The following is a 26,375-nucleotide window of genomic DNA, read 5'->3' as shown; positions in this document are numbered from 1 at the left end:
CTTACCCACAGAACAAACCACCGGAATCGCCGCATCCAGCCAGAATCCCCCCTTCTTTCCGGTCAAAAATACCCGCGGGAACTGGGCCAATGGTCAAAGGCCGAAAGGCACCAAACAAAAAAGCGGCCCAAAACAGGCCGCTCCTCCAATCTCATATTCCGGACCGTCAGCCCTGCTCTTCCAGAACCTTGCGGGCAGCCCGGAAACATTCCAAAGCCTGCGGCACGCCGCAGTAGATGCCGATCACGTGGATGATCGCCCGGATCTCCTCCTTGGTGACGCCGTTGTTGATGGCGCCGCGGCAGTGCAGTTCCCACTCGTGCATTTTGCCCAGCGCACCGATCATCGAGAGGTTCATCATAGAGCGGGTCTTGGCGTCGATCACGTCGTCGCCCCAGCCGAAGCCCCAGCACCAGGCGGTCATCGCCTCCTGAAAGGGCCGGGTGAAATCATCCGCCGCGGCCAGGTTCTTTTCAACATACTCGGCACCCAGGGTGCCTTTGCGCTGCTCCAGGCCTTTCAGGAACAGGTCTTCGTCAAATGCGCTCATTTCAGCCTCTCAATTTCATGGCGATGTTCTTGGTCTGCACGTAGTTCCACAGTGCCTCTCGGCCCTTTTCGCGGCCATAGCCGGATTTTCCGTAGCCGCCAAAGGGGGTTTCGACGCCGCCTGCGTACCATTCGTTCACAAACACCTGGCCTGCGCGGATCTGCCGGGCCGATTGGGTGGCGCGGTCGAGGTCGCGGGTGAAGACGCCGCCGACCAGCCCGTATTCGGTACTGTTGGCAATCTCGATCGCCTCGGCATCGGATTGGAACTTGAGGACTGAGAGCACGGGGCCGAAGATTTCCTCGCTGGCGATGGAGTCATTCGGGGTGATGCCGGAAACGATGGTCGGAGCCAGGAAAGCGCCTGCATTGCCGACAGGGGTGCCGCCGGCTGCGATGGTGGCGCCGTCGGCCTGGGCCTGCTGGACGATGCCCAGGGCGCGGTCGCGCTGGGGCATGGAGACCATGGCTCCCATATTGGCGCCGAATTCAGGGCGGTCGATGCCTGCCCCTACGCTGAGGCTTTGGGCGACGCTCACTGCGCGCTCGACCAGCTCGTCATGGCGGCTTTCGTGCACGATGACGCGGCTCATGGCGCTGCAGACCTGGCCTGCGTTGAAGTAGATGCCCCAGCGGATGTCATTCTCGAACGCCTCAAGGTCGGCGTCCTCATGCACGATGGCGGCGGATTTGCCGCCAAGCTCCAGCACGCAAGGCACCACGTTCTGCGCTGCCGCGGTGGCGATGCGGATGCCGGTGGGGACGGAGCCGGTGAAGACGATCTGGTTCACCTGCGGATGGCCCGACAGCGCCGCGCCGGCTTCATGCCCGTAGCCGCAGAGGATGTTGACCGCACCGGCCGGGAAACCGGCGGCCTCCGCCGCCCGGGCAAGCCAGGCGTTGGTGAGCGGGGTGAGCTCGGGCGTTTTGATCACGCAGGCATTGCCGGTGGCAAGTGCTGCCGACAGTGAACGCGCGGTCATCTCCACCGGGTAGTTCCAGGGGATGATCTGGGCGGAGACGCCCATCGGCTCATTCTCGGTCCAGTCGAAGTAGCCGCCGCCCAGCGGGATCGAGCGGCCTTCGACGGTGCTGGCCTGGTTGCCGTAGTATTCGAAATAGAGGGCGGCGCCTTCGATCTCGATCCGGGATTCCCACAGCGGCTTGCCCTGCTCCAGGGTCAGCACGCGGGCAATCTCGTCGATGTTATCGAGCAGATAACGGCCCATGGCCTGCACCATGCGGCCGCGGGCAATCGGGCGCAGCGCCGACAGCTCGCCGGACAAGTGCAGGCGGCGGGCGGCCTGCACGGCGCGGTCCACGTCCGCGGCATCGGCCAGCGCATGGCGCGCCAGCAGCTCGCCATTGGCCGGGTTGGTGACATCAATCCACCCTGCCCCGCCGGGCACCCAGGCGCCGTCAATGTAGTTCAGCCATTCGGCATCAAGCTGTGTCATAGTCCGTTAGTTCCCTGCTGCGAGATCGTGGTCTGCCGCTTCGCGCATCCACTTCTGAAGATGCAGGATTGAATGTTCCGAGTTCACTCCGCAAGTGGGATCAACCACCAGGGGGCCAGGAACATAGCCGCGGCTTTTCAGCCCCCGCTGGACAGATTCCACCAGGTGGATGTCTTCCTCGACCGTTGTGGACCGGTCCTGCACCGCCATCCGGCGCACGGTTTCATTGTCCTCGCCGCCGATCGAGTACCAGCCGCGCCAGACCACAACATGGTCAGCATCCACCGCCCGCCAATGGTAGGTGTTCAAGAGGTTGCCCGGATAGACTTGGAATGAGAACATCGGCCAGAGGAACCAGCTGGAGTATTTCTCGTTATTCTCAAACCCGGAATTGATGTCATAAGTCATCTGCTCCAGCGAGTTGCACTCAGTCGTGTGGCGCAGGCAGAAGCCCTGGGGCTGGATGTCATAGGTTTCCGGCTTGATCACCCCGGTGGAGAACGTCGGGTGGTTCAGGCTGCAGTGGTAGCATTCGGAGTAGTTTTCAACCGAAACCTTCCAGTTGCAGTTCTCCGGGATCTCGACCCACTCCAGCGGCTTCAGATCACCCCAGTTGGGGACGAAGCTTTCCAGCTCGCTGTGGACATTGGGAAACCACTCATCCATAGGCTTGGCCTCGGGGTCGAGGTTCACGAAGATGAAGCCCAGGAACACTTCGGTGCGCACCTCGGTCAGGCAGATCTTGGATTTGTCGAAACCCTGCACCGCCTTGATGTTCGGCCCGGCGCGCAGCTCACCCGTCAGTTCATAGGTCCAGGCATGGTACGGACATACCACAACCCGTGTTGTGCCCTCGCCCGAGACCAGCTGGTGGGCGCGGTGCTGGCAGACATTATAGAAGGTGCGGATTTCGCCGTCGCGGCCCTTGATGCTGAACAGGCTTTCGCCTGCCAGTTCAAAAGCAAAGTAGTCGCCAGTGTTCTCAAGCTGGCTGGCGTGGCCGGCAAACTGCCAGCTGCGTGCCAAAAGACCTTTCCGCTCGGCCTCAAAGACAACTGGGTCCGTGTAGTACCTGGCGTCAAGGGAATGGGTCAGAGGGGCGTTCATTCAGGTTCCTCCGCATAAAGGCCCAGCTGGTGCCTGCGTTTGTGGAATTTCTCCACCCGCTCGACGATTTCCTCGCTGGAAACCGCAATCACAAAGGAGAGCAGTGTTTCCAGCAACGCAATCATCGAGACGGATGAGGGGAAGAATTGCGGTGTATCCACCGCGACGGTGAACCCGTGATCCGCATTCAGGATCACGGGGCTGGCGGGGCTGTCGGAAATGCCGACGATGGTGACCCCTTGTTCGCGCGCTATTTTGATCGCTTCGATCACCTCGGCCCGGTAGGGCTTGCAGGTCATGGCGATGAGCACATCCTGACCGTCCGCCCAGGCGAGATCATCAATCGCCGTGGAACCGGGCCGCGGGATGGCGTGGAACTGCTTCATGCCGGTGGAGGCAAGATAGGTGAAGTTACGGGCGTTGGCGTTGTTAACGCCCACCCCCAGTGTAAAGACTTGGCGGGAGTTCCAAATCGCATGGGCCGCGGCCTCCAGCGCCTGCGCGTCGATGCCCGCAAAGGTCTCTTCGATATTGCGCATCGCAGCGCCAACCATATCGGCATAAAGCCCGCCCAGTTCTCCGGACCTGGAAATATCCTGCAGCCAACGCGCCCGGTCGGGGAAAGACACCCCGCCTTTGCGAATCGCTTCGCGGAACGGAGCGCGGAAATCCTCGTAGCCATCAAAGCCCACCTGCCGCGCCATGCGGACAAAAGTGTTGGGCTTCACATTTGCCGCCTCGGCAATTTCGCGCACGGTGGAAACCCCAACATCCGCAGGGTTTTCCAGCACATAGCGGGCTGCCTTCTGCGCCTCAGGAGTCAGCGCATCCCACTCTTCCGTGAGGCGCTCCAAAACAGTCGATGATACATTTGTGCCATTCATGATTGACGATGGTACAAATATGGAATTAGCCTGTCGAGCAGAAAAGCGACTCTGCAATCAGGAACGGCGAAATGGCTGACAAAGAATTCCCGGCACAGGCCAAGGTGGTCATCGTGGGCGGCGGCGTGATGGGGGTGGGCCTGGCCTATCACCTGGCGCATGAGGGCTGGGGCCCGGAGGTGGTTCTCTTGGAGAAATCCGAGCTGACATCCGGCTCAACCTGGCACGCAGCGGGACAGATCACCCACTCCACCAGCTCCTTTGGCCTCGGCAAATGCGTCGATTACAACATCGGCCTCTATTCCGGGAAGCTAGAGGAAGAGACCGGTCAGGCCGTCACCTGGCACGGCTGCGGCTCCTTCCGCCTAGCCTACACCGAAGACGAGATGGACTGGCTGCGCCACACCCTGTCGGTGGGCCGTTCGCTGGGCTTCAACATCGAGCTGGTGGGTCCCGAAAAAGTCGCCGAACTGCACCCATTCTATAACCTCGAAGGGGTTTTGGGTGCGCTTTACACTCCCGACGACGGCCACGTGGACCCGACCAACGTCACCATGGCGATGGCCGCCGGCGCCCGCCAGAAGGGCGCGCGCATCATCCGACACTGCCGCGCCACCAACATCACCCAGGCCGACAACGGGGAATGGATCGTCGAGTCGGAAAAGGGCACCATCCGCTGCGAGCATGTGGTGAACGCCGGCGGCACCTATGCCCGCCAAATGGGCGAATGGTCCGGCCTGCAGCTGCCGATGACCTCGATGACGCACCACTACTTCGTGACCGAGCCGGTGCCGGAGTTTGAGGCGCTGGACACCGAACTCCCCGTCATCCGCGACGACAAGAAGGTCTCCGGCTACATCCGCATGGAGCAGAAGCGCGGGCTGATTGGCATTTACGAGAAGGAAGGCTCCAACTCGGTCTGGCATGACCACTGCCCCTGGGAATACGAGAACTGGCTGTTTGACGCAGACTATGACCGGGTGATGCCCTGGCTGGAGGAAAGCCTGAACCGGATGCCGATCTTTGCCGAGCTGGGTATCCAGCGCGAAGTGCACGGCGCGATCTCGCATCCGCCGGATGGCAACCCGCTCATTGGCCCGGCGCCGGGCGTCAGGAACTACTGGTGCTGCTGCGGCACCCAGATCGGCATCGGCTGGGGCCCGGGCCTCACCCGCGAGCTGGCGCGCTGGATGGTGCATGGCTCGGCTGACATTTCGATGCGCGAATACGATCCGCGCCGCTTCGGCTCTTATGCCACCAAAGACTGGCAGGTCACCAAGGCGCATGAGGACTACAAGCTGCGCCACGAAATCCCCTTCCCGCATTTCAACCGCCTGGCGGGCCGCCCCATCAAACCTTCGCCGCTGTATGAACGGCTGAAGGAAAAAGGCGCAGTCTATGAAGAGGTCTATGGCCACGAACGGCCGCGCTGGTTTGCCAAGAACGGTGTCGCGCAGCAGGACCACTATTCCTTCCGCCGCAATGAAGTGCACGACATGGTTGGACTGGAGTGCAAGGCCGTGCGTGAAGGCGTCGGCATCATGGACATCTCCGCCTTCACCAAGGTTGAGGTTTCGGGCCCTGGCGCAGCGGCTCTGCTGGACCGGCTGACCGCCAACCGCCTGCCGCAAAAAGTGGGCGGCATTGCCCTCACCCATATGCTGAACCGCCGCGGCCGGATCGAGCTGGAAACCACTGTCGTGAAACTGGCCGAGGACAGCTACTACCTGGTCTGCGCTGCGTTCTTTGAACAGCGGCTCCTGGACCACCTGAACCAGAACCTCGCGGGCGAAGAGGTGGAGATCACAACGCTTTCCACCGACTGGGCCGCCCTTGCTCTCAATGGCCCGAAAGCCCGCGAGGTCCTGGCCGCCTGCACCGATGCGGATCTGACCAACGCAGGCTTCAAATGGCTGACCGCGCAGCAGATCGAGGTTGCAGGCCACACACTCTGGGCCTTCCGCATGTCTTATGCAGGCGAGCTTGGCTGGGAGCTGCACATCCCGCGCGGCAGCACCCTGGCGGTCTATGACGCGCTGTGGGCCGCGGGTGAAGCGCATGGCATCGCCGACTACGGCTCCTTTGCGATGAACGCGATGCGGATGGAAAAGGGCTTCAAGGGCGCAGGCGAGCTCACCAACGAGGTCACGCTCGCCGAGGCGGACGTGCTGCGCTTTGCCCGCACCGACAAGGCGTATCTGGGCAAGGACAAGACGCTGAACGATGCGGACAAGCCCTGGGTCTGCGCCTATCTGGAGATCGAGCCGGACGGTATTGAGGACGGCCACGGCGGCGAGGCCATCCTGCTGGAGGGTCAGGTCGTGGGCTCCACCGCCTCGGTTGCCTATGGCCATACCGTCGGCAAGATCCTGGCCTTCGCCTATGTGAAACCGCACGCCAATGTGCCGGGCACAGAGATCGAGGTGATCGTGGCAGGCAGCCCCCGCAAAGGCCGGATCCTGGGTGCCCCCGCCTATGACCCCGAAAGCCTGCTGCCCCGCACCGACGCAGCCCTTGCCCCGGCGGAATAAGCAAAACCCGGCTCCCCCCTTTCATCTTGCCAGAAATACTCCGGGGGGAGCCGAAGGCGGGGGGCAGCGCCCCCCTCCCCCAATAACCAACAGGACACCCGCGCAACATGACCCTGCCCGCAACCATGAAAGCCGTGCTGCTGACCGGCCACGGCGGCCTCGACAAGCTCGACTACCGCGACACCGCAACGCCGCAGCCGGACAAGGGTGAGGTACTGGTGCGGGTAGGAGCCTGCGGGCTCAACAACACTGATATCAACACGCGGACCGCCTGGTATTCCAAGGCCAATGCCGAGGTGCTGGGAGACGGCGCCGAAAGCGGCTTTGAGACCACCGACGACCAGGACAGTTCCTGGGGCGCAGGTGCGCTCAGCTTTCCCCGCATCCAAGGAGCGGATGTGGCGGGCACCATTGTTGCCGTGGGCGCAGACGTCGACCCGGCACGGATCGGCGAGCGGGTGCTGATCGACCCCTGGCTGCTGGGCCATGGCGATTGGCAGAACCCGGAGAACTCCGCCTATTTCGGCTCTGAATGCGATGGCGGCTTTGCCGAATACACCAAAGTCCGCAGCGCCAATGCCATCAGGATCACTTCGGATCTGAGCGATGCGGAACTCGCCACCTTCCCCTGCGCCTATACCACTGCCGAAAACCTGGTGCAGCGTACCGCGCCGCGCCCGGGTGAGACGGTGGTGATCACCGGCGCCTCCGGCGGCGTCGGCTCAGCCGCCATTCAATTGTGCCGCCTGCGCGGCTGCCGGGTGATCGCGGTGGCCTCATCCAACAAGGCGGATCTGCTTTATGACCTGGGCGCGGCGACGGTCATCGACCGCAACACCCCTGATCTGGAGGCCGCCATCCGCGAAGCTGCTGGCGGTCCGGTGGACATCGCGCTGGATGTGGTCGGCGCCACCACCTTCATGCCGCTGATCAACGCGCTGCGCCAGGGCGGGCGCTATTCCACCTCGGGCTGCATTGCCGGCCAGTTTGCCGAATTCGATCTGCGCCAGCTGGTCTACAAGGACCTGCAGCTCACTGGCGCCACCATCTGCCCGCCCGGCACCATGCAACGGGTGGTGGGCATGATCGAAAGCGGTGCGCTGAAACCGCTCCTGGCTGCCGTTTTCCCGCTAGAACAGCTGGCGCAGGCGCAGGAAGCTTTCATTGCAAAGACGCACACCGGAAACATTGTGGTAACCCCATGAGCAAAGAGTTTTTCGATCAGGCGCTGGCAGCCGCCAAAGCCTATCACGCCGCCCTGCCCGCCGTGGCAGAGTTTCAGCCCTGGCCAGATGACATCACCTGGGCCGGACGCGAAGGCCACCAGATCCCCGGCGCCGCCTTGGTGCAATCAGACCCCGGCTTTGCCGCCGAGGACATCCCGGCAGAGGCCGAAGTCCGCGCCCTGCAGCAGGCAATCATGGCCTTGGCACCGCACGCGGAATGGCGCCTCACCTATACCGAGGAGGAGGTCGGGCATGATTTCCTGCAGCGCTTCGGCTGGTTCGAACTGGTCGGCCCCACCGGCCATTTCCACTCTCTCCAGACCCGGATGACCATCGGCTACTGGGGGCCAAACCTCAACTACCCTTGGCATGAACACGCACCCGAAGAACTCTACACCATACTCTCCGGCAGCGCCGATTTCATGGCCAAGGGCGAGGAAGTCCGCCGCCTGGTGCCGGGCGACACCAAGATGCACGGGGCAAACCAGCCCCATGCGATGATCACCAACGAGCATCCGATCCTCTGCTTCGTCTTCTGGCGCGGCGAGGGGCTGGCGGATGACCCGGCCATGTCCGCGGGCTGAGACAGGAGCGCACCTCATGAAAATCACCCGTATCCGCGTCTTCCAAACCGGCCTTCCGTATGTGGGCGGCGCCTATGTCTGGGGCGTAGGCAACGCGATTGAAACCGCCACCGCCTCGGTCGTGGTGATCGACACCGACGCAGGCCTGCAAGGCTGCGGCGAGTTCACCCCCTGCGGTGAGAACTACATGGTCGCCCATTCCGAGGGCGTGCCCGCACTCGCCCGCCTGGTGGCGCCTGCCCTCATTGGCGAGGACCCGCGCGACGTGGCCCGGATCGAACGGATCATGGACCATCTGGTGCAAGGCCACGGCTATGCTAAAGGCCCGTTTGACGCCGCCTGCTGGGACATTCTGGGACAATCGCTGGACGCGCCACTGTGGCGCCTCTGGGGCGGCAAGCTGACCGACGGCGCGCCGATGTACCGGGTGGCGCCGCAAAAGGGCACCGAAGAGACGATCGCCGAAATGGACGGCTACCGGGCGCAGGGCTACCGCCAGTTCCAGGTCAAGGTGGGCGGCGACTGGGTGGCTGATATCGAGCGCATCCGCTCCACCGTGCCGCTGCTGAAACCGGGCGAAAAGGCGATGGCCGACGCCAATCAGGGCTGGCGGGTCGACAACGCGCTGCGGGTGGCCCGGGCGACCAAGGATCTGGACTACATCCTGGAACAGCCTTGCCGGACTTACGAGGAATGCCAGCAGGTGCGGATGCGCACCGACCTGCCAATGAAACTCGACGAATGCGTGACCGGCATGCAGGCGGCCCAGCGCATCGTCGCCGATCACGGCGCCGATCTGGTCTGCCTCAAGATCTCCAACCTCGGCGGCATCTCCAAGGCCCGCCGGGTGCGCGATTACTTGGTCGAAAACCGCCTGCCGGTGGTGGCCGAGGACACCTGGGGCGGCGAGATCTGCAGCGCCACGCTTGCGCATTTCGCAGCGACGACACCGGAGGACTACCTGCACAACACCACCGATCTGATGAACTACAACACCCGCTCCACCGGCATCGGCGGCCCGCGCGCGGAAAACGGCAAGCTCTACGCTCCGGACGCACCTGGGCTGGGGGTCACCCCGGACTTCGAAAGCCTCGGCGCGCCGGTGGCGTCGTTCGGTGAAGCCTGATGACTGGCCTGATCCCCTTGCCCCGTCTGGCTCGCGGCCTCAGCCGCAGGCGGGCCTAGGCTGGATAGGTATTCAATCAGGAGAATTGCCATGCCCATCGCAGCCCAAGCCACCCAGATGATCGACGACGACCGCGTCCGCGTGACCCGCTTCGACTTTGCCCCCGGTGCCGAAACCGGCTGGCACACACATGCGATGGACTACGTGATCACCGCCGTCACCGATTGCCACATGCGGCTGGAGATGCCGGGAGGCGAAGCAAAAGAAGTCACTGTCCCCGCGGGGACAGCCTACCGCCGCGACGAAGGCGTCGAGCATAATGTCATCAACGCAGGCAGCGCCCCAATGAGTTTTGTGGAAGTGGAACTGAAATGAAGATCACCCGGATCACCGTCTACCAGCTCGATATGCCGCTGACCGAGCCTTACTACCTGTCGGGCGGACGGCTGAAGTTCGAGAAGCTCGACAGCACATTTGTGCGCATCGACACCGATGAGGGTCTCTCGGGCTGGGGTGAGGGCTGTCCCTGGGGGCATACTTACCTGCCTGCGCATGGGCCTGGGATCCGGGCCGGCATTGAAACACTTGCACTTGCCCTCATCGGACTGGACCCCCGCAGCCTGGATCATGTGAACCGGGTGATGGATGTGCAGCTTCCGGGGCATCCGTACGTGAAATCACCGATCGACATGGCCTGCTGGGATATTCTCGGCAAAGCCTCGGGCCTGCCGCTGTGGCAGCTCCTGGGCGGGGCGGAGGCGGCGCCGGTGCTGGTTAACTCGTCGATCTCCACCGGCACCCCGGAGGAGATGTTGGCCCTGATCGGACGGGCTGCGCAGAAGGGCTACACTGTGCATTCGGCCAAGGTGGGCGGCACCGACATCGGCCTCGACATCGACCGGATTGAGGCGATCTCGGAAGGACTGCCCAAGGGCCACAAGGTGACCTTTGACGTGAACCGTGCCTGGCAGCCCGGTGTGGCGGTAGAGGTTCTGAACTCGGTCAAGGCACGTGACTGGGTAGAGCAGCCCTGCGAGACGCTGGACCAATGCGCCCATGTGGCCGCCCGGGTGTCCAACCCGATCATGCTGGATGAATGCATGCATACGTTCGGCGACCACTTGGAGGCCTGGAGGCGCAGCGCTTGCGAGGGCGTGAAGGTGAAGCCCAACCGCGTCGGCGGGCTGACACGCGCGCGGCAAATCCGCGACTTTGGTGTCTCTGTGGGCTGGCAGATGCATATCGAGGACCTAGGCGGCTCGGCGCTGGCAGATACGGCCGCGATCCATCTGGCGGCTGCGACGCCGGAAGCGAACCGGCTGGCGAGCTGGCTCTGCCATTATCATCTGGATGTGGACCCGGTCCCCGGCCAGGGCGCCCGCAATGAAGCAGGCGTCGCGGTGCCGCCCTCCCTGCCCGGCATTGGTGTGACCCCTGAAGAGGGCGCGCTGGGAGATCCGGTTGCGGTTTACGGAGGCTGAAGCGATGCCCGAAAGGCTGCTCCGGGAACTGACACGACTGGCCGCCCGGACCGAAGGTCTGGGCTGGTTTGCTGCGCGGATGCAGGAGTTGCCGCTGCTGGATGTCGAGCCGCTCCGCTTGCCTGTTTGCGATAACATCAGCAGTTTTCGTGCCGGGTCACAATGTGGCCCGGCTCGCGCCCGCCCGGGCGGTCGCGAGCCTCTTGTTTCGGCAAGCACACTACCGGTTGTTGAGGCACTTTTACGTGCAATACCCAATCTGCGCTGGCAGCAGACTTACACCGAGGCGGATGGCTTCTCCCGCGAGTGGCTGGACAATTACGGCTGGGTCAATCTGATCTCTCCCGAAGGCCTGTACCAAAGCAGCGAAATGCGGCTGTCCATCGGCTACTGGGGCGCAGGCCAGCACTACGATGAACATTCGCATGCGCCCGAGGAGACCTATCTGATCCTCGCAGGCCAGGCCCGGTTCCATTCCGAGGGCCGCCCGGCGCACGATGCCGGGCCTGGAGACACCATCCACCACGCGCCGCACCAGAAGCACGCCATCGGCATGGTGCCCGGCCCGCTGCTGGCAGCGGCCTTCTGGCGCGGCGAGGACTTGCTGAAGAAATCCGACTTGGGACAGAAGGAGAAGACCTGATGGACTGCAAGGACGTTTCTTTCGACAATGAAACCCGGCTGCTGCATGTGCATTGGCCGGACGGCCATACCAGCGCCTTTCCCTACATCTGGCTGCGCCACTACCTGTTCCACCCGGCCACCGGCCGGCCGGAGCAGGAGCCGGATGCGGACTGCCTGATCATCGAGCCGCCGGAGATTTCGGTACTGGCCAGTGCGGAACTGGACGGCGGCGCGCTGGTTCTCAACTGGCAGCACGACGGCCGCCAGACCCGGCATCAGCTGGCGGAGCTGCGCCGCGCCTGCCTTTCGGAGACCGCCCGCGCCAAGCGGCGGCGGCTGCCGAAGCCCTGGAGCAGGGCCGAGGCTGACAGTTTCCGCTGGTTCCCGGCGGAGGCCATGCAGGACCCGGCCCAGCGGTTCGAGATTTTCCTGCACCTGCGCGACTGCGGGATTGTGCTGCTGGAGGGCTTGGGCGATGCACCAGGCACGCTGCCGCAGATTGCGCCCTGGTTCGGCCCCATCCGCCGCACTCATTTCGGCGAGCTGTTCGATGTGCGCTCGAAACCCGCGGATCAGACCGGTGCCGGCGAGGGCATCGGCGCCACTGCCGCCAACGCCCAGGCACCGCATATTGACGAGGATTACCGGGACAACGTCCCCGGCATCAGCTTCTTCCATTGCCTGAAGCCGGATGCCGCCGGCCGCGGGGCGTCTCTCTATATTGACGGGGTGGCGGCGGCCGAACGGCTGCGCAAACGCGATCCGCAGTCCTTCGACATTCTGACCCGCATCCCAGTCCTGTCTGCCGCAACCCGCAACGCGCAGGAGCGTTTCCGCTCGCGCACCAGAACCATCACCGTGGATGACGATGGCGTTGTGCGCGGGGTGTCGATGTCGGACCGGGTGCTGCCGCCCCTGGACCTGCCCATTGATCTGATTGAGCCGGTCTACCGCGCGCTCGGGTCGTTCCAGCGCGAGGTCTACGACTATTCCCACGCGTTCGAGGCAGTGCTGCAGCCCGGCCAATGCGCCATCTTCGACAACCACCGGGTGCTGCACACCCGCCGCTCCTTCGACAAATCCGCGGGCGAGCGCTGGCTGCAGCAGCTGTCGGTCGACCGCGACGAATTCAACAACTCCTTGCAATGCCTGGCGCTGGAGCTGGGCCATACTGATGAAGCGGAAGTGGAACAGGACTCCGGCCTGCTGACCCAGATCCGCCTTCCCTTGCCTGAGGACATCACATGAAGATCACCCGTATTTCCCTGTGGCATGTGCCGCTGACCAGCCACACCGCCTATTACATGGCCGAGGGCAAGACCTGCGACACGGTCGAAAGCGTGGTGCTGGCGCTGGACACCGATACCGGCCAAACCGGCTGGGGCGAGGTCTGCCCGATCCCGCATTACCTGCCCGCCTATGCCCGCGGCGTGGTGCCGGCGGTTGAGGAGATGGCGCCGGTGCTGCTGGGTGCCGATCCGGTGGGGCCGGAGGCGGTGATGGCCAGGCTTGACGCCTGGCTGCAGGGGCACCCTTATGCGAAATCCGCCATTGATATTGCTTTGTGGGACCTGACCGCACAGGCGGCGAACCTGCCGCTGCACGCGCTGCTGGGCGGGCAGCGGCAGGCGGATATGCCGCTCTATCACTCGATCACCTGCGTCGCGCCCGAGGAAATGGCCCGCATCGCCAAAGAGGCGCAGGCCACCGGCATCACCCAGTTTCAGGTGAAGCTTGGCGCCGACCGCGACTGGCAGGCCGATGTAGCGCGGCTGCGGATGGTGCGCGAAGCGGTGGGTGAAGGCCCGCTGGTCTATGGCGACTGGAACTGCGGCGCCACCTCGCTGGATGCTTCGCGGGTTGGCCGGGCTGTCGCCGATCTCGACATCATGCTGGAGCAGCCATGCGCCACCATCCAGGATTGTGCCCGGGTGCGCGCGGCCTGCGGGCTGCCTATGAAAATGGATGAAAACGCCCACGACACCGCATCGCTGCTGGCAGGCCATGCCGCAGGTGTGATGGATGCTGTGGCCATTAAGCTCTCGAAATTCGGCGGGCTGTCCGCCTCGCGCCGGGCCCGCGACCTGTGCCTGCATCTGGGCGCCAAAATGTGCATCGAGGACACCTGGGGCTCTGACATCACCACTGCGGCGCTGCTGCACTTGGGCGCATCGACAGAGCCCCTCAGCGTGATGAACGTCTGCGACCTTTCCTCTTATGCCAGTCCACGGCTGGACCCGGCCGGGCCCGAGCGCCGCAATGGCCGCATCGCGCCGCCCGAAGGCCCTGGCCTCGGCGTGCGGCCGGACCGCGAGGAACTCGGCGCTCCCGCAGCTGTGATCGATTAAATTTTGACTTTTTGGTCAAAAAACACCTAACAATGGGCAACCCCGCCCTCAACAGGAACTGAAGACATGGAAAAGATCCTCTCCCAGGCCGAATGGACCGAACGCGCCCGCGCGGTGCTGCCCGCTGGCGGCTTTGGCAATTTCGACCCCGGTATCGTCATCCGCGAGGGCAAGGGCTCGCGCGTGTGGGATGAAGACGGCAAGGAATACATCGACTATCTGATCGGCTCTGGCCCGATGATGCTGGGCCACGGCCACCCGGAGGTGATGGAGGCGGTGCTGGAGCAGCTGCCCAAGGGCATGACTTTCTTTGCCAGCAACGCCCGCGGCATCGAGCTGGCCGAAGAGATCTGCCGCGCGGTGCCGTGCGGCGAGCAGCTGCGCTATGTGTCGACCGGCGGCGAGGCGGATATGTATGCGATCCGTCTGGCGCGGGCGTTTACCGGCCGCACCAAGATCGTGAAATTCGAAGGCGGCTATCACGGCATGTCGGCCGAGGCCCAGATGAGCCTTGCCCCGTCGGTGCGGGTGAACTTCCCGCAGGCGGTGCCGGACAGTGCGGGCATCCCGCCGTCTGTCGCAGCCGAAGTGCTGGTCGCCCCGTTCAACGACTTTGAATATATCAAGCAGCTGATGGCGGAGCACGGGTCAGAGATCGCCGCGATTATCGCTGAGCCGCTGCAGCGCATCGTGCCGCCGCTGCCGGGCTTCCTTGAGCTGTTGCGCGAAGAGACGCAGAAGCACGGCAGCCTGCTGATTTTTGACGAGGTGGTGACCGGTTTCCGCTCCACCTATGGCGGCGGGCAGGAGCTGTACGGTGTCACTCCGGACCTGGCGACGCTGGGCAAGGTGATCGGCGGCGGATTCCCCTTGGCGGCCATCGTGGGGCGTGCCGATATCATGCAGCATTTCGATAAGGCACAGGTTGGTGCCGAGGGCTGGCTGATGCAACTGGGCACCCTGTCGGGCAACCCGGTGGCGGCTGTGGCCGGTCTCAAGACCATGGAAGTGCTGCGCCGCGAGGGTGCCTATGACAAGCTGAACGGCACCGGCAAGCGGCTGATGCAGGCGACAAGTGCTGCACTGGAAGAGGCCGGGGTGCCGTTCCAGATCGTCGGCGAGCCTGCGCTGTTCGAGGTGGTTTTCACTGACGCCAAGGTGCGCGATTACCGCGACACCCAGGCCGGCAACGCGGAGCGCACCAAGCGTTACAACGCGGTGCTGCGCGAAGAAGGCATCTTCAAGTCGCCCGGCAAAACCTACCCGAGCCTGGCACTGACGGAAGAAGACCTGGAGCAGACCGAAGCAGCCATCCGCAAGGCGGCGATGGCGCTGGACTAATCCTGAATACTGAATGCTCAGCAAAGCCCCGGAGCTGTTATCAGCTTCCGGGGCTTTCTGCTTCTAGTGCAGCCGCTGTTGCACGTGAATCGGAAACCGCTTGCGGATCTCGGCGTCGATCTCTGCCGGGATATGGCTTGGCAGCGGCGCGGCGAGCAGTTCCTGTGTGCGGATACGGGCTTTCTCCAGCAAATCCTTGTCCGGTGCGGCTGCCCATTCCTGCGGGGTGCGGCGGTCGGCGAGCGGCGGATAGTAATAGTCGCTCTCCATCCGGCTCAGCGTCTGCGCATGGCCCAGAAAGTGCCCTGCCCCGCCAACACAGACATCGCGGATCACCTCCAGCGACAGGGTCTCCTCGCTGACCTCGAACCCGCGGGTGGCCCGCATGATCGAGCCGATCATGTCGTTATCCAGAACAAAGCTCTCCAGCGAGCAGCCCAAAAGCGACCCGTACATCCCTGCCGCCTCATAGATCAGGTTGGCGCCTGAGAGGGCCGAGAGCAGCTCGGTAATGCCTTTCTCATAGCCTGCCTGAAAATCCGGCATCTTGGCATCGGTCATGCCCGCCGAAACCGCGCAGGGGATATCATAGTGCTGCGCCATCTGGGCACAGGCGGCCATCAGGAGCCCCTGTTCGGCGCTGCCGCCCGACATGGCGCCGGTGCGCAGGTCGCTGACAAAAGGCAGTGCTCCGAAAGTGGCGGGGTGGCCGGGGTTCAGGAGGTTTACGTAGACCAGGCCCGCGAGGACTTCGGCGGTTTGCTGGGCGACAGCTCCAGCCAATGGCGCCGGACTGGTGGCACCTGCTTGCCCTGCTGAAACCAGTTTCAGCGGAATGCCATGGCGGGCCGCGCATTCGATGACGCCCAGCGCCTCCTCGGCAAAGGTGAGCGGCGGCACGATGAAACAGGTGGAGACGCAGAATGGCGGCCGTGCCCGCAGGGCGCCGGCACCGCCTGCGATCATCTGCATCATTTGCACTGCGGCCTCCATGTTCTCTTCCGAGGTGAAGGAGCCGCCCACAGGCTTGGCGGTGCCTGCAAGGCAGGCGTAAGCGGTATTCAGGTCCATCTCAAATGGGTCGGTAAGGTCGCGCGCCACCACGGTGCGCTGGAACATGTGAATGTTGGGCAGCGCCTCGGCCAGGCGGGCCATGTCGTAGAGGTCCTGCAGGGTGCTGTCGCGGATTTCGCCGGTCAGGCTGTCGACGATATGCACCGCCGCACCGGAAGTTCCCAGATGGATGCGGGTGCCGGAGGGGTCGAGGTCATGCTCCGGCTTCTGCCCGTGCAGTTTGAAACCGCGGCCTGCTATTTTCAGGGTGCGTTCAACCAGTTCGGCAGGCATCAGCAGGCGCCCGTCTTCGGTCAGCGAACCGCCGGCGCTGCAGACAGTGTCGATGCATCTCGGGGTGGCGCCTTTGACGCCGATCTCCGCAAGAATGCGGAAGGCGGTTTCGCCGACCATTTCAATCTCACGCGCGGTGAAGGGGGCGAAGCGGCCGCCCTCGATGCCCGGCCAGATCGAGGTGGAGGGGCCGGAGCCGGCGCCATCGGCGCGTTCGGTTCGGCGGGCGGCGCGGCCGCCGCTGCGGCGTTGGCGGGTCATGTCAGGGCCTTTCTGAAATGGTCGGCAACGTCAGGTGCCTTGGTCCAGCTGAGCCAGGTGCCGAACTCATCAGCCGGACGGCTGGTGATCGAGTGGTACTTGGCAGCGTATTGCGCATCGCTCATCGGGGTGAGGCGCGAGCCCAGCGGATTATCGCAGGTGCCGGAAACGATACGACCGTCGCGCAGGATCAGCTCCAGGCGGTCGGGCTGGGCCGGGTCGTAGTTCAGCTCCGGATTCAGCGGCGTGACGGTGGTGACCGTGGTAGCCTCGATCAGCCGTGCCACTTCGGGGCGCTCCCAGAAACCGGCAGCGCTGTCGGCCATGGTGAGGTCTCCGGCCACCAGCACCTGCGCGGTGCAGGCAGGCACCGAGAACAGCGCTTCGGTCCTGCTGGCCGGGCGGTCGAAGGGCAGGATCGCCTTGTGAAAGTCCGGCATGGTGGCGCGGACCTCTGCGATGCTCTCGTGCGGCGCTTGCTGGCGCAGCTCCAGCGCGATGGTCATCAGCCGGTGGATATAGCTGCAGGAGGGCCAGGGTTTGATCAGCAGCCCGTATTCCTGCAGCGCCCAAGGGGATCCGAGCTTGGCAGCGGCAGTTGCAAAGGTGTCCGGCGTCCCCGCCCCCATCAGCCCGTTGAAACCGCGCACGCTGTCGAGCACCTCCGGCTTGGCTGTGGCGCCGGCGCGGGCCAGCAGCGCGGCCTCATAGGCGGCGCGAGCGGCAAAACCCGCTTGCAGCGGTTTGACACTCGAGCCGAATTGCAGCGTGTAGCCGGTGGCCTGCGAGACCGCGATGGCCATGGCGTTTCCGATTTGCTCCGCCGTCAACCCCAGTGCGCGGGCACAAGCCGCGGCGGCTCCGATTGTGCCAAGAGTGGCGGTGGAGTGGAAACCGCGGGTGTAGTGATCCAGCGTCACAGCCTCACCCAGGCGGCAGATCATCTCGAAACCCACGGCGTAGGCCGCAAACATCCGGGCACCTGTCAACGGGACGGTTTCCGCCACCGCCAGCAGCGCCGGGAAGATCACGATGGTGGGGTGGGTGTTGCCCGGCTCCTCCCAGTCGTCGAGGTCATAGGCGTGGCCGGACACCGCATTGAGCAGGGCGGCATAGGCAGGTGTGGCGGTCTGCGGTGTGCCGTAGAGCGGCGCGGGGCCTGCGCCGACCGGCAGCAGGGCTACTCGTGCAGCCCTGGCGACATCGCTTTTTGTGCCCGCGAGGATGCAGCCGAAGCAGTCGGCAACGGCGCGGGCAACCATGGGCAGCTGGTCCTCAGGCGGTTCGGCCGAGGCGGCGAAGCGGGCGAAGGCTGGCAGGGATGTCATAGCACTTGTTCCTCAAGAAGGACCCGCCCGGCGGCATCGCCGGGCAGCGCCTGACCTAAGTGGCTTTCACAGTTCGTTTGCATCAGCTTTCCTTGCCTCACGTGTACATCTGCTTCTTGCGCTCGCGGGTCGCGCGGGTGGCGTCTTCGCTGCCGTCGTGGAAAGAGCCGAAGATCACGTCCCAAGGCATCTCGGCAGTGCCATAGTTGCACTCGAAATAGCGGTGATGCAGCTGGTGAAAGAAGTCGCCTGCATTGAAGCGGTTCTTGTCCTTGACCAGCACGCCTTCGAAGCCTGAGTGGGAAACACAGGGGTTCAGGCCGTTCACATAACAGTGGAACAGGACGTGCACGGGGTGCGAGGGAACCACGAAGTGGATCAGCAGCGTCGAGAAATATAGAAAGGCCTCGACCGGGTGCATCGAAATACCCGCCCAGGGGCCGATGTTGATGTTGCGGTGGTGAAGCGCATGCGTCAGCTTGTACATTGGCGGCCAGTGCAACAGCCGGTGCGCCCAGTAGAAGTGGAAACTGGACCAGATCGGGATGATCACCAGCCAGGCGACGAACCACACCGGGTTTCCCGCAAAACTGATCTGCGGTGCATAACCGTTGGCGGCGGCCCAGAAGTACAGGATCTCATACATCGTCCAGAAGGTCAGGCTGGAAGCAATGGACCAAAACATGTTGTCCCAGACCTGGTTGCGGAAAGTGAAGTGGCCATTGTCCCGTGTCTGGCCGCGGGCGTCGAACTTCAGCTGCTGCCCCTGCCCTCTCAGAGTGATGAGCCACAGGTGAAGCCCGCCCGCTACCAGGCTCAGCAGGATCAGGTTGCGCAGCCAGATTTGCAGGATCCAGCCGGGGGCGAGACTTTGCATGGTCTCCCAGCTTGGCTGAAACCAGGTGTAGATCGCCCAGGCCAAAGCCAGTTCGACGGTGACCGAGCTGATCGCCAGCCAATAGGAAGCGACCCATTTCAGCCAGGCAACCGGCCGGGGCGGCCAGCTGAAGATCGGGGACACCGGGATCGGCAAGTCCGGGTGGTGGTTCCAGGTGCGGTTCTTGCTCGGGGCGGCGCCTGCGGTGTCCCTCATGTTCTCACTCCACGCCTAAACTTTCAGCCAGCGCCAGAATTTGCGCCCATGTTTCCTCGGGCACCGCAGCCTGGCCATTGGCAGCCTTGCGGTGGTTGCGTTCGCGCTCGCCGGGGATCTCCACCCGGTCGAAACCCGGCGCGGGCGGGCAGCTGCGCAGGTCATCAAGCACTTCCTCCGCCGCGGCCTGCATCGCCGGCGCCTCCCGGAAACGGGTAGCGTCCAGGGTGATCAGCAGCCAGTTGCACTCGGTGGTCGAAGGCCCGAGCATCGCCTCGCCGATCAGTTCCGCCACCAGCGCCAGCGCATAGCCTTTCTGGGCACCTGCGGGCAGGATGGCGCCGCCGTTGAAGTAATCTTCGGGATTGCGGGTCGGGTTGCCATCGCGGTCGATGACGCAGCCTTCCGGCAGCAGCGCGCCTGCGGACTGGGCGGCATAGATCCAGCCGCCGGCAATCTTGGAGGTGGCAAAATCCAGCACCACCGGCCCCTGCAAACCACCCGGGATGCCTGCACACCAAGGGTTGGTCGGCAGCTTGGCCCGGGCACCGCCATAGGGGGCGACCTGGCGCCATTTTTCGCGGTTGCCTCCGCCCATGCAGATGGTGAGAAAGCCTTGTTCTGCCGACATATCGGCAAAGGCGCCGTGGCGGCCGGTGTGGCCTGCATGGCGGATCGACAGCGCCGAGATCCCGCGCTCTCGCGCCTCCTGCATGCCGGTTTCATATGCCAGATGCATCGCCGGGATGCCGATGCCGCCGCCGCCCTCGATCCTTATCACGCCGCGGGTATCCTGGAAGGCTCGCGGTTCGGCCTTGGGGTCGAGATAGCCGGACTGCATCTGCTCGGCATATTGAAGCACCCGCATGATGCCGTGGCTCTCCATGCCGCAGAGGCTGGTGTCGACCAAGTGCTGCGCGACCTGCGCCGATGCCTTTGGGCTGCAGCCCAGCTTCAGAAAGATGCGGCTGATCAGGGCCTCTGCTTCGGCTGCTGCTACAATTGTGCGGGTGCCTTGCAGGGTGAGTTTCGACGCAGGCGCTTGCATCCGAGGCTACTCCGCAAACGGGTCCGGCTGGTGCGGATCGGTCGACAGCCACACGGATTTGGTCTGCATGAAGCAGCGCATGCCCTCCCAGCCGTTTTCGCGCCCGTAGCCCGATTGCTTGTAGCCGCCGACGGGCGACTGGGTGGCGGCGTTGAAATAGTTGTTGATGTAGACAGTGCCCGCCTCGATCCGGTCGGCCATTCGCATCGCCTTGGCCACATCGCGGCTCCAGATGCCGGCAGCGAGGCCGAAGATCGTGTCATTGGCGATGCGAATGGCGTCCTCTTCATCGTCCCAAGCCTCGGTTGAGACCACGGGGCCGAAGACCTCGTTCTGGGCCAAGTCAGCGGTGTTGGGCACATCGGCAAAGATGGTCGGGCCGATATAGTAGCCTTTGTCCCGGCAGGCAGTACGGCCATCGAGAAGCAGTTTATGTCCGGCTTCCTCTGCCGCTGCGATACGTTTCAGGACGGTGTCATAGTGCGGGCGGTTGGCCATTGGGCCGATCTGGGTGGTCGGATCATTGGGGTCGCCGACGCGGGCCTTTTCGACGACTCCGACCAGCCGGTCAGTGAACTCGCCGATGATGGACTTATGCACCAGAAGGCGCGAGCCGGAGATGCAGGACTGGCCGCCTGCCGGGAAAATGCCTGCAGCAACGCCATTGACGGCCAGGTCTATGTCGGCATCTGGCAGCACGATCTGGGGCGACTTGCCGCCCAGTTCCATGACGATGGGTTTCACCTGTTTGGCGGCTGCAGCCGCTGCAGCGCGCCCGCCCGCGGTGCCGCCGGTGAAGGACACCATGCGCACGTCCGGATGCTCGATCATCGGGCCCGCCGTGGTGGGGCCAAAGCCGGTGACGACGTTCAAAACACCCGGCGGCAAGTCCGCTTCCAAGAGCACATCCATCAGCTCCAGCGTCGAACAGGAGGATTGCTCTGAGGGTTTCAGCACCACGGTGTTGCCTGCCGCGAGGCAGGGAGCGAGCTTCCAGATCAGCGTGCCCAGCGGCGAGTTCCAGGGCAGGATCTGAGCGACGACGCCGAAGGGCTCCCACTTCAGGTAGTTATGGATATTGGGCGCCTCGGCCGGGATCACCCGGCCCTCGAATTTGTCGCACATGCCGGCGTAGTAATGCCAGCTGTCGACCTGCCATTGGCCGGGTTTCAGGCCGGGCGTGATGGCCGCTGGCAGCTTGCCGTTGTCGCGGGTCTCGATAGCGCCGAGGCGGTCTGCGTTTTGGCTGATCACATCGCCGATCCGGCGCAATGCCCGGCCGCGTTCGGCGGGCTGCATACGGCCCCAGGGACCATCGTAATAAGCCGCTTTGGCGGCTTCCACGGCTCGATCGACGTCCTGCGGGCTGCAGTCGGGAACGCGGGCCCAGACCTCGCCGGTGGCGGGGTTTTCGCTGTCGAAATACTTGCCGGAAGCGGGTTCGTGCCATTCGTTGTTGGCGAAATAGGCAAAAGTGCGAAGGTCGGTCATTTTCATCTCTTGTCAGGCGGTCCGCGAGGGCTGGGCCCGGCCGCGGGTGGGTGCGACGCGCCCGCCCGAGAGGGCGGACGGGCGCTGCCCGGGCCTTCGGCCCGGTCGGTTACTTCTTATGCGAGCCACTCTGCGTCCTCGCACACAACGATCACGGTGGGGCGGTCAGCGCTCAAGGCTGACGTGAAGACAGTTTCGAACTCTTCTGCGGAGGCGGGCTTCACCCCTTCGCAATGGCAAGCCTTGGCGAGCGCCACGAAGTCCGGGTTGATCCCCTCGACCCCAACGCGCTGGATGTCGCGGATGTCCATATCGTCCTGGATCTGCTTCAGCCCGCCGTTTTCCCAGATGATAATGGGCAACGGCAGGCGGCTTTCGGCGGCGGCCATCAATTCGGGCATGGTGAACATGAAGCCACCGTCGCCGGCCATCACCACAACTGGCGTGCCTGGCCGGGCCATCTTGGCGCCAATGCCGTTCGGCAGCGCATTGCCCAGCGCACAGAAGCCTGCCGGGTAAAACCATTGCCGGGGGGCAGGAAGGTCAAACGCAAAGGCGCCCGTGTAGACCACCTGGCAGGCGTCGCCTGAGAATACCGTCTCCGGCGGCGCAACCCGGCGCAGGAGCTTCAGGAACCTGACGTGTTTTTCTTCGGACGGGGAGAGATTAGTGAATATCTCTTCGCGCACACGGGCAACGGCAGCCTCACCTTCTGCCCGTACCACACTGCCATCGTGTCCCGATAGCAATGCGGATAGTTCTGCCATGGCCGGTGCCGCATCACCGATGATGCCGAGAGCAGCCGGGTAGAAATCATTGATCTTATGCGGATCGAGGTCGACGCGGATAAGGTCTCCATTGAGCTCCATCCGCTCGATAAAGCTGTCGGTTTCGGCCAGCTCGGTGCCAACGGCGAGAAGCACATCCGCCGTTGCCAGATAATCCCGGACCTCCTTGCGGACGGTGGAGCCGGTGAGGTGCAGCGGGTGCGCGTCCGGCACGATGCCCTTGCCCGCAGTAGAAGAGATCACCACCGCGCCGAGGGTTTCGGCAAGTGCAGTCAGGTCCGCAGCTGCCGCAACCGCACCGCCGCCGGTCATGACCACCGGGCGTTTGGCGGCTTTCAGCATTTCCGCAGCGGCCTGCAACTGGCCTGCAGCCGGTGCTGGGCGGGATGGCAGGCGGACGGGTTTCCATTCCTCCTCAACAATCTCGGCCTGCACATCCAGCGGCAGAGAGATATGGACAGGCCGCGGGCGCTGGCTGGCGAAGATGGAAAACGCCTGCGCCATGAGCTCGGGCACGTCGGAGGCCCGCATGGCTGTGGCGGAGAGCGCGGTCAGGGGCTCGGTTACCTTCTTCTGCTCGGTCACCTCATGCAGCACACCCCAGCCCTTGCCGATGGTCTTGCTGTCCGGCTCGGCCGAGATCAGCAGCATCGGCAGGCTGTCGGCATAGCATTGCCCCACGGCGGTGGAGGCATTGGTCACACCGGGGCCGGAGATTACCACCGCGACGCCAACCTCGCCGGTGGCCCGCGCCCAGCCCTCGGCCATGAAGCCCGCGCCCTGCTCGTTGCGGGCCTGCACGTGGCGGATGGCACCCGAGTTGCCGCCGCCGGTCAGCCCGCGGCACATGTCCAGCGTATGAACGCCCGGAATGCCGAACACCGTTGTCACGCCGTATTGTGCCAGAAGGCGCATGGTGGCTTCACCGCATGTCATGCTCATGCTGCTGTCTCCCTTGGATCGTCTGCTGCCAGCTGGGGGCGCCCGAGGATCATGTCGGCGGCCCGCTCTGCCAGCATGATCACAGGTGCGCCGATATTGCCACTGACCATGTCCGGCAGCGCCGCGGCGTCCACCACGCGCAGGCCGTCCATGCCGCGCACCCGGAACTCGAGGTCCAGCACCGCGCCGGGATCGCTATCCGCCCCGATGCGGGCGGTGCAGGCCGGGTGGTGGCCGGTGGTGACCAGACCGCGGATCGACTGGCGCAGCTCCGCGTCCGATTGCTTGGCGGCGCCGGGGCTGAGTTCTTCCCCGGCGAGACCTTGGAAAGCCTTTTGCTGCACCACCTTGCGCATGTGTTTGATGCCCTCGATCAGGTCGAGGAAATCGCTTTCGTCGCTGAAATAGCCCGCGTCGATGCGCGGCGGCTGCAGCGGGTCGTTTGAGGCCAGCGTGACGGTGCCGCTGCTGCGGGGGCGCAACAGGTTGACGTCAAACTGCAGCCCGGGCTCGGCAATCTTGCCGCGGGCGATGATCGCCTTGCCCAGGTGGCTGAGGGTCTGCAGCGAGAACCCCTTGGCACCCGCAGCAGAGTCTTCGCGCACCACCATCGGGGTGAAGAACACTTCCAGCTCCGGCATGCCGGGGTCGCGGATGGCGTGGAACAGGACCGAGGCCCAGAAGGGTGCAGCGGCGGGGCCGGATTTGGCCAACAGCCATTGCGCCCCCATCACCGCCGCCTTGTCGAGACGCTGGTAGCGGGCCATCGACAGGCTGGGATTGGTGAGGCCGAACTGCACCGGCATGTTGGGGTGGTCATAGAGCGACTGGCCAACACCCGGAAGGTCATTCAAGACTGGGATACCATGCTCCCGCAGATGCGCGCCGGGGCCGATGCCCGACAGCATCAGCAGCTTCGGGCTTTCAAAAGCGCCGAGGCTGAGGATCACTTCGCCGCGGGCGTGGAATTCCCCTTGCGGGGTCAGAATACCGGTGGCGCGGCGGCCTTCTGTCAGGACTTTCAGCACCGGGGTGCCGGTCAGTACTGTCAGGTTATCCGGGCGCGGGGTCAGATAGGATTCCGCGGTGGACTGGCGGACGCCGCCGGAGGTTTTCACGTCCATTCGCCCGATGCCTGCCTGGCTGGCCCCGTTGAAATCCGGGTTCAGCGGCGCGCCCGCTTGGCAACAGGCCTCGACAAACACCTGGTTGATGCGGTCGTAATTTCCGGCCGGGGTGATCTTCAGTGGGCCTTTGGTACCGTGGTGCGCTTCGCCTGCGCGGTGGGAAGCCCCGGCAGCCCGGCGGAAATAGGGCAGCACATCGCCGTAGGACCAGCCGGTCAGCCCCTTTTGCCGCCAGCGGTCATAGTCGCCGGCATTGCCGCGGATATAGATCATGCCGTTCATCAGCGACGACCCACCCAGCCCCTTGCCGCGCGGGTAGTAGAGCTGGCGCCCGCCCAAGGCCGCTTGCGGCGTGCTCATGTAGCACCAGTCGTATTTTGGGTTGGCGTGGATCATGCCGACGCCCGCAGGCATGCGGGCAAAGATCGATTTGGCCGGGCCGCCGGCCTCGACCAGCAGCACTTTCAGCTTCGGGTTCTCGCACAGCCGCGCCGCCAGTACGCAGCCGGCCGAGCCGCCGCCTGCGACGATGTAGTCGAACGCGGCGGTCATGCCGTCAGTTCCCGGAGCACCGCGCCAGTCACATCCGAAGTGGAGGCGCTGCCGCCAATGTCCGCTGTGCCAGTGCCGGAGGCCAGCACCCGTTCCACCGCCTGTTCGATCTGCCGCTCCAGATCTGGACGGCCGAGCGAATAGCGGTACATCATCGCAACGCTCAGGATCATCCCAAAGGGGTTGGCCACACCCTGCCCCGCGATATCGGGGGCGGAGCCGTGCACCGGCTCGTAGATGCCATTGCAGGTCTGCCCTTCCGCCGGCACGCCGCAGAGGCAGGCGGAGGGCAGCATCCCCAGCCCACCGGAGACAATTGCCGCCAGATCGCTGAGAAAATCACCGATCAGGTTGCAGCCAACCACCAAGTCAAATGCCCTGGGGTTACGGGCCAGCTGATAGGCGCAGTTGTCGGCGTAGAAATGGGTCAGCTCCACATCCGGGTAATCGGCTGAGACCTCTTCCGCCACCTGCCGCCACAGCTTGTAGCTTTCCATCACATTGGCCTTGTCGGCCGAGACCATCTGCCCCTTGCGCTGGCGCGCCAGTTCGAAACCCGCCTGCATGATCCGGCGCAGCTCGCCCTCGTCATAGCCGGCGGTGTCATAGCCATAGCGCAGGCCGCCCCGTTCGGACTGGCCGCGGGGCTGGTCGAACATCACGCCGCCGCACATCTCGCGCAGGACCATGATGTCGGCGCCCTCTGCCACGCCGGGGCGGAACGGGGTGCGGTCCGCCAGCGGCACCCAGAAGCGCGCCGGGCGCAGGCCTGCGAAGCTTTGCAGTTCAAAACGCAGGCGCATCAAACCGTCCTGCATTTCCGGGCCGCCCCCGACACGGATATCGTCCCATTGCGGGCCGCCAACGGCGCCGACAAGGATCGCATCGGCAGCTTTGGCTTTGGTAAGCGTCTCATCGGTGCAGAAGGTGCCATGCGCCTCCCACGCGGCGCCATGCAGCAGGTCCTCAGTGATGTTCAGCGCGATGCCGCTGCGGCTTGCCACCGCTTCGGCGACAGCAAGGCCCGCTTCCAGAACCTCCGGCCCGATGCCGTCACCGCCCAGCGCCAGAATATTGACTGCCATGAAGCGCGCTCCGCGTCTTTGTCTTCAACATTCACTCTACGGGCTTGCGGAAGCT

General features: G+C 64.3%; 22 protein-coding genes. 10 read left to right on the top strand and 12 right to left on the bottom strand.

The features are described from left to right. Positions 1-166: 166 nt before the first annotated feature. The 4 genes from RA19_RS24205 to RA19_RS24190 are packed head-to-tail and all read right to left on the bottom strand — an operon-like array spanning position 167 to position 3,997. Complete coding sequence (locus tag RA19_RS24205; protein WP_039168018.1) at positions 167-550, bottom strand: carboxymuconolactone decarboxylase family protein; 384 nt, start codon at positions 548-550, stop codon at positions 167-169. 1 nt (position 551) lies between these two features. Further along, positions 552-2,006 carry an aldehyde dehydrogenase family protein gene (locus tag RA19_RS24200; RefSeq protein WP_039168017.1) on the bottom strand — a complete coding sequence of 485 codons (1,455 nt, stop codon included), beginning with the start codon at positions 2,004-2,006 and terminating at the stop codon, positions 552-554. A gap of 6 nt (positions 2,007-2,012) precedes the next feature. Continuing rightward, positions 2,013-3,113 (bottom strand): aromatic ring-hydroxylating oxygenase subunit alpha, encoded by a 1,101-nt coding sequence (locus RA19_RS24195; RefSeq protein WP_039168015.1) that lies wholly within the window; start codon positions 3,111-3,113, stop codon positions 2,013-2,015. Continuing rightward, positions 3,110-3,997, bottom strand: coding sequence for a MurR/RpiR family transcriptional regulator (locus RA19_RS24190; RefSeq protein ID WP_039168012.1), 888 nt, complete (start codon positions 3,995-3,997; stop codon positions 3,110-3,112). The genes RA19_RS24195 and RA19_RS24190 overlap by 4 nt, the downstream gene beginning before the upstream one ends. Positions 3,998-4,068: 71 nt before the next feature. Here RA19_RS24190 and RA19_RS24185 point away from each other — a divergent pair, with 71 nt between their 5' ends. The 10 genes from RA19_RS24185 to RA19_RS24140 all read left to right on the top strand — a co-directional run bounded on the left by RA19_RS24185 (position 4,069) and on the right by RA19_RS24140 (position 15,258). Next, entirely contained in the window at positions 4,069-6,528 is a 2,460-nt protein-coding gene (locus tag RA19_RS24185) for an FAD-dependent oxidoreductase (RefSeq protein WP_039168009.1), read from the top strand. A 107-nt stretch (positions 6,529-6,635) separates the two neighbouring features. Beyond that, positions 6,636-7,733, top strand: coding sequence for an alcohol dehydrogenase family protein (locus tag RA19_RS24180; protein WP_039168006.1), 1,098 nt, complete (start codon positions 6,636-6,638; stop codon positions 7,731-7,733). After that, positions 7,730-8,338 (top strand): dimethylsulfonioproprionate lyase family protein, encoded by a 609-nt coding sequence (locus RA19_RS24175; protein WP_039168003.1) that lies wholly within the window; start codon positions 7,730-7,732, stop codon positions 8,336-8,338. The genes RA19_RS24180 and RA19_RS24175 overlap by 4 nt, the downstream gene beginning before the upstream one ends. 16 nt (positions 8,339-8,354) lie before the next feature. Beyond that, positions 8,355-9,464, top strand: a complete 1,110-nt coding sequence (locus RA19_RS24170) for a mandelate racemase/muconate lactonizing enzyme family protein (RefSeq protein WP_039168001.1) — start codon at positions 8,355-8,357, stop codon at positions 9,462-9,464. Between the two features lie 90 nt (positions 9,465-9,554). After that, positions 9,555-9,839 (top strand): cupin domain-containing protein, encoded by a 285-nt coding sequence (locus tag RA19_RS24165; protein WP_039167998.1) that lies wholly within the window; start codon positions 9,555-9,557, stop codon positions 9,837-9,839. Beyond that, positions 9,836-10,945, top strand: a complete 1,110-nt coding sequence (locus tag RA19_RS24160) for a mandelate racemase/muconate lactonizing enzyme family protein (protein WP_039167995.1) — start codon at positions 9,836-9,838, stop codon at positions 10,943-10,945. The genes RA19_RS24165 and RA19_RS24160 overlap by 4 nt, the downstream gene beginning before the upstream one ends. Positions 10,946-10,949: 4 nt before the next feature. Beyond that, positions 10,950-11,588 (top strand): dimethylsulfonioproprionate lyase family protein, encoded by a 639-nt coding sequence (locus RA19_RS25990; RefSeq protein WP_052262036.1) that lies wholly within the window; start codon positions 10,950-10,952, stop codon positions 11,586-11,588. Further along, positions 11,588-12,817, top strand: a complete 1,230-nt coding sequence (locus RA19_RS24150) for a TauD/TfdA family dioxygenase (protein ID WP_039167993.1) — start codon at positions 11,588-11,590, stop codon at positions 12,815-12,817. Before RA19_RS25990 ends, RA19_RS24150 begins: the two co-directional genes overlap by 1 nt. Then, the gene (locus RA19_RS24145) at positions 12,814-13,917 is read left to right on the top strand and encodes a mandelate racemase/muconate lactonizing enzyme family protein (RefSeq protein WP_039167990.1); all 1,104 of its coding nucleotides are present in this window, start codon (positions 12,814-12,816) and stop codon (positions 13,915-13,917) included. Before RA19_RS24150 ends, RA19_RS24145 begins: the two co-directional genes overlap by 4 nt. A 66-nt stretch (positions 13,918-13,983) precedes the next feature. Next, on the top strand, positions 13,984-15,258 hold the full coding sequence (locus RA19_RS24140) for an aspartate aminotransferase family protein (protein ID WP_039167989.1): 1,275 nt from the start codon (positions 13,984-13,986) through the stop codon (positions 15,256-15,258). 63 nt (positions 15,259-15,321) lie between these two features. On the opposite strand, the gene RA19_RS24135 is transcribed toward RA19_RS24140, so the two are convergent. From RA19_RS24135 to leuB, 8 genes are all read right to left on the bottom strand, one after another. Beyond that, the gene (locus tag RA19_RS24135) at positions 15,322-16,866 is read right to left on the bottom strand and encodes a trimethylamine methyltransferase family protein (protein WP_039167987.1); all 1,545 of its coding nucleotides are present in this window, start codon (positions 16,864-16,866) and stop codon (positions 15,322-15,324) included. Then, entirely contained in the window at positions 16,863-18,194 is a 1,332-nt protein-coding gene (locus RA19_RS25985) for an MmgE/PrpD family protein (RefSeq protein ID WP_052262034.1), read from the bottom strand. The genes RA19_RS24135 and RA19_RS25985 overlap by 4 nt, the downstream gene beginning before the upstream one ends. A gap of 97 nt (positions 18,195-18,291) precedes the next feature. Further along, a complete protein-coding gene (locus RA19_RS24125; RefSeq protein WP_039167985.1) occupies positions 18,292-19,287 on the bottom strand; it encodes a sterol desaturase family protein in 996 nt (331 codons plus the stop codon). Between the two features lie 4 nt (positions 19,288-19,291). Continuing rightward, a complete protein-coding gene (locus RA19_RS24120) occupies positions 19,292-20,335 on the bottom strand; it encodes an Ldh family oxidoreductase (RefSeq protein ID WP_039167982.1) in 1,044 nt (347 codons plus the stop codon). Positions 20,336-20,341: 6 nt separating this feature from the next. After that, complete coding sequence (locus tag RA19_RS24115) at positions 20,342-21,826, bottom strand: aldehyde dehydrogenase (RefSeq protein WP_039167978.1); 1,485 nt, start codon at positions 21,824-21,826, stop codon at positions 20,342-20,344. Between the two features lie 116 nt (positions 21,827-21,942). Further along, the gene (locus RA19_RS24110) at positions 21,943-23,556 is read right to left on the bottom strand and encodes a 5-guanidino-2-oxopentanoate decarboxylase (RefSeq protein ID WP_039167975.1); all 1,614 of its coding nucleotides are present in this window, start codon (positions 23,554-23,556) and stop codon (positions 21,943-21,945) included. Next, positions 23,553-25,235 carry a GMC family oxidoreductase gene (locus RA19_RS24105; RefSeq protein WP_039167973.1) on the bottom strand — a complete coding sequence of 561 codons (1,683 nt, stop codon included), beginning with the start codon at positions 25,233-25,235 and terminating at the stop codon, positions 23,553-23,555. Before RA19_RS24105 ends, RA19_RS24110 begins: the two co-directional genes overlap by 4 nt. Continuing rightward, positions 25,232-26,320, bottom strand: a complete 1,089-nt coding sequence (gene leuB / locus RA19_RS24100; protein WP_039167970.1) for a 3-isopropylmalate dehydrogenase — start codon at positions 26,318-26,320, stop codon at positions 25,232-25,234. Before leuB ends, RA19_RS24105 begins: the two co-directional genes overlap by 4 nt. Positions 26,321-26,375 lie beyond the last annotated feature (55 nt).

This window comes from Leisingera sp. ANG-M1, from assembly GCF_000813745.1.
Taxonomy (GTDB): domain Bacteria; phylum Pseudomonadota; class Alphaproteobacteria; order Rhodobacterales; family Rhodobacteraceae; genus Leisingera.
This window is presented reverse-complemented; position numbering and strand designations above follow the sequence as displayed.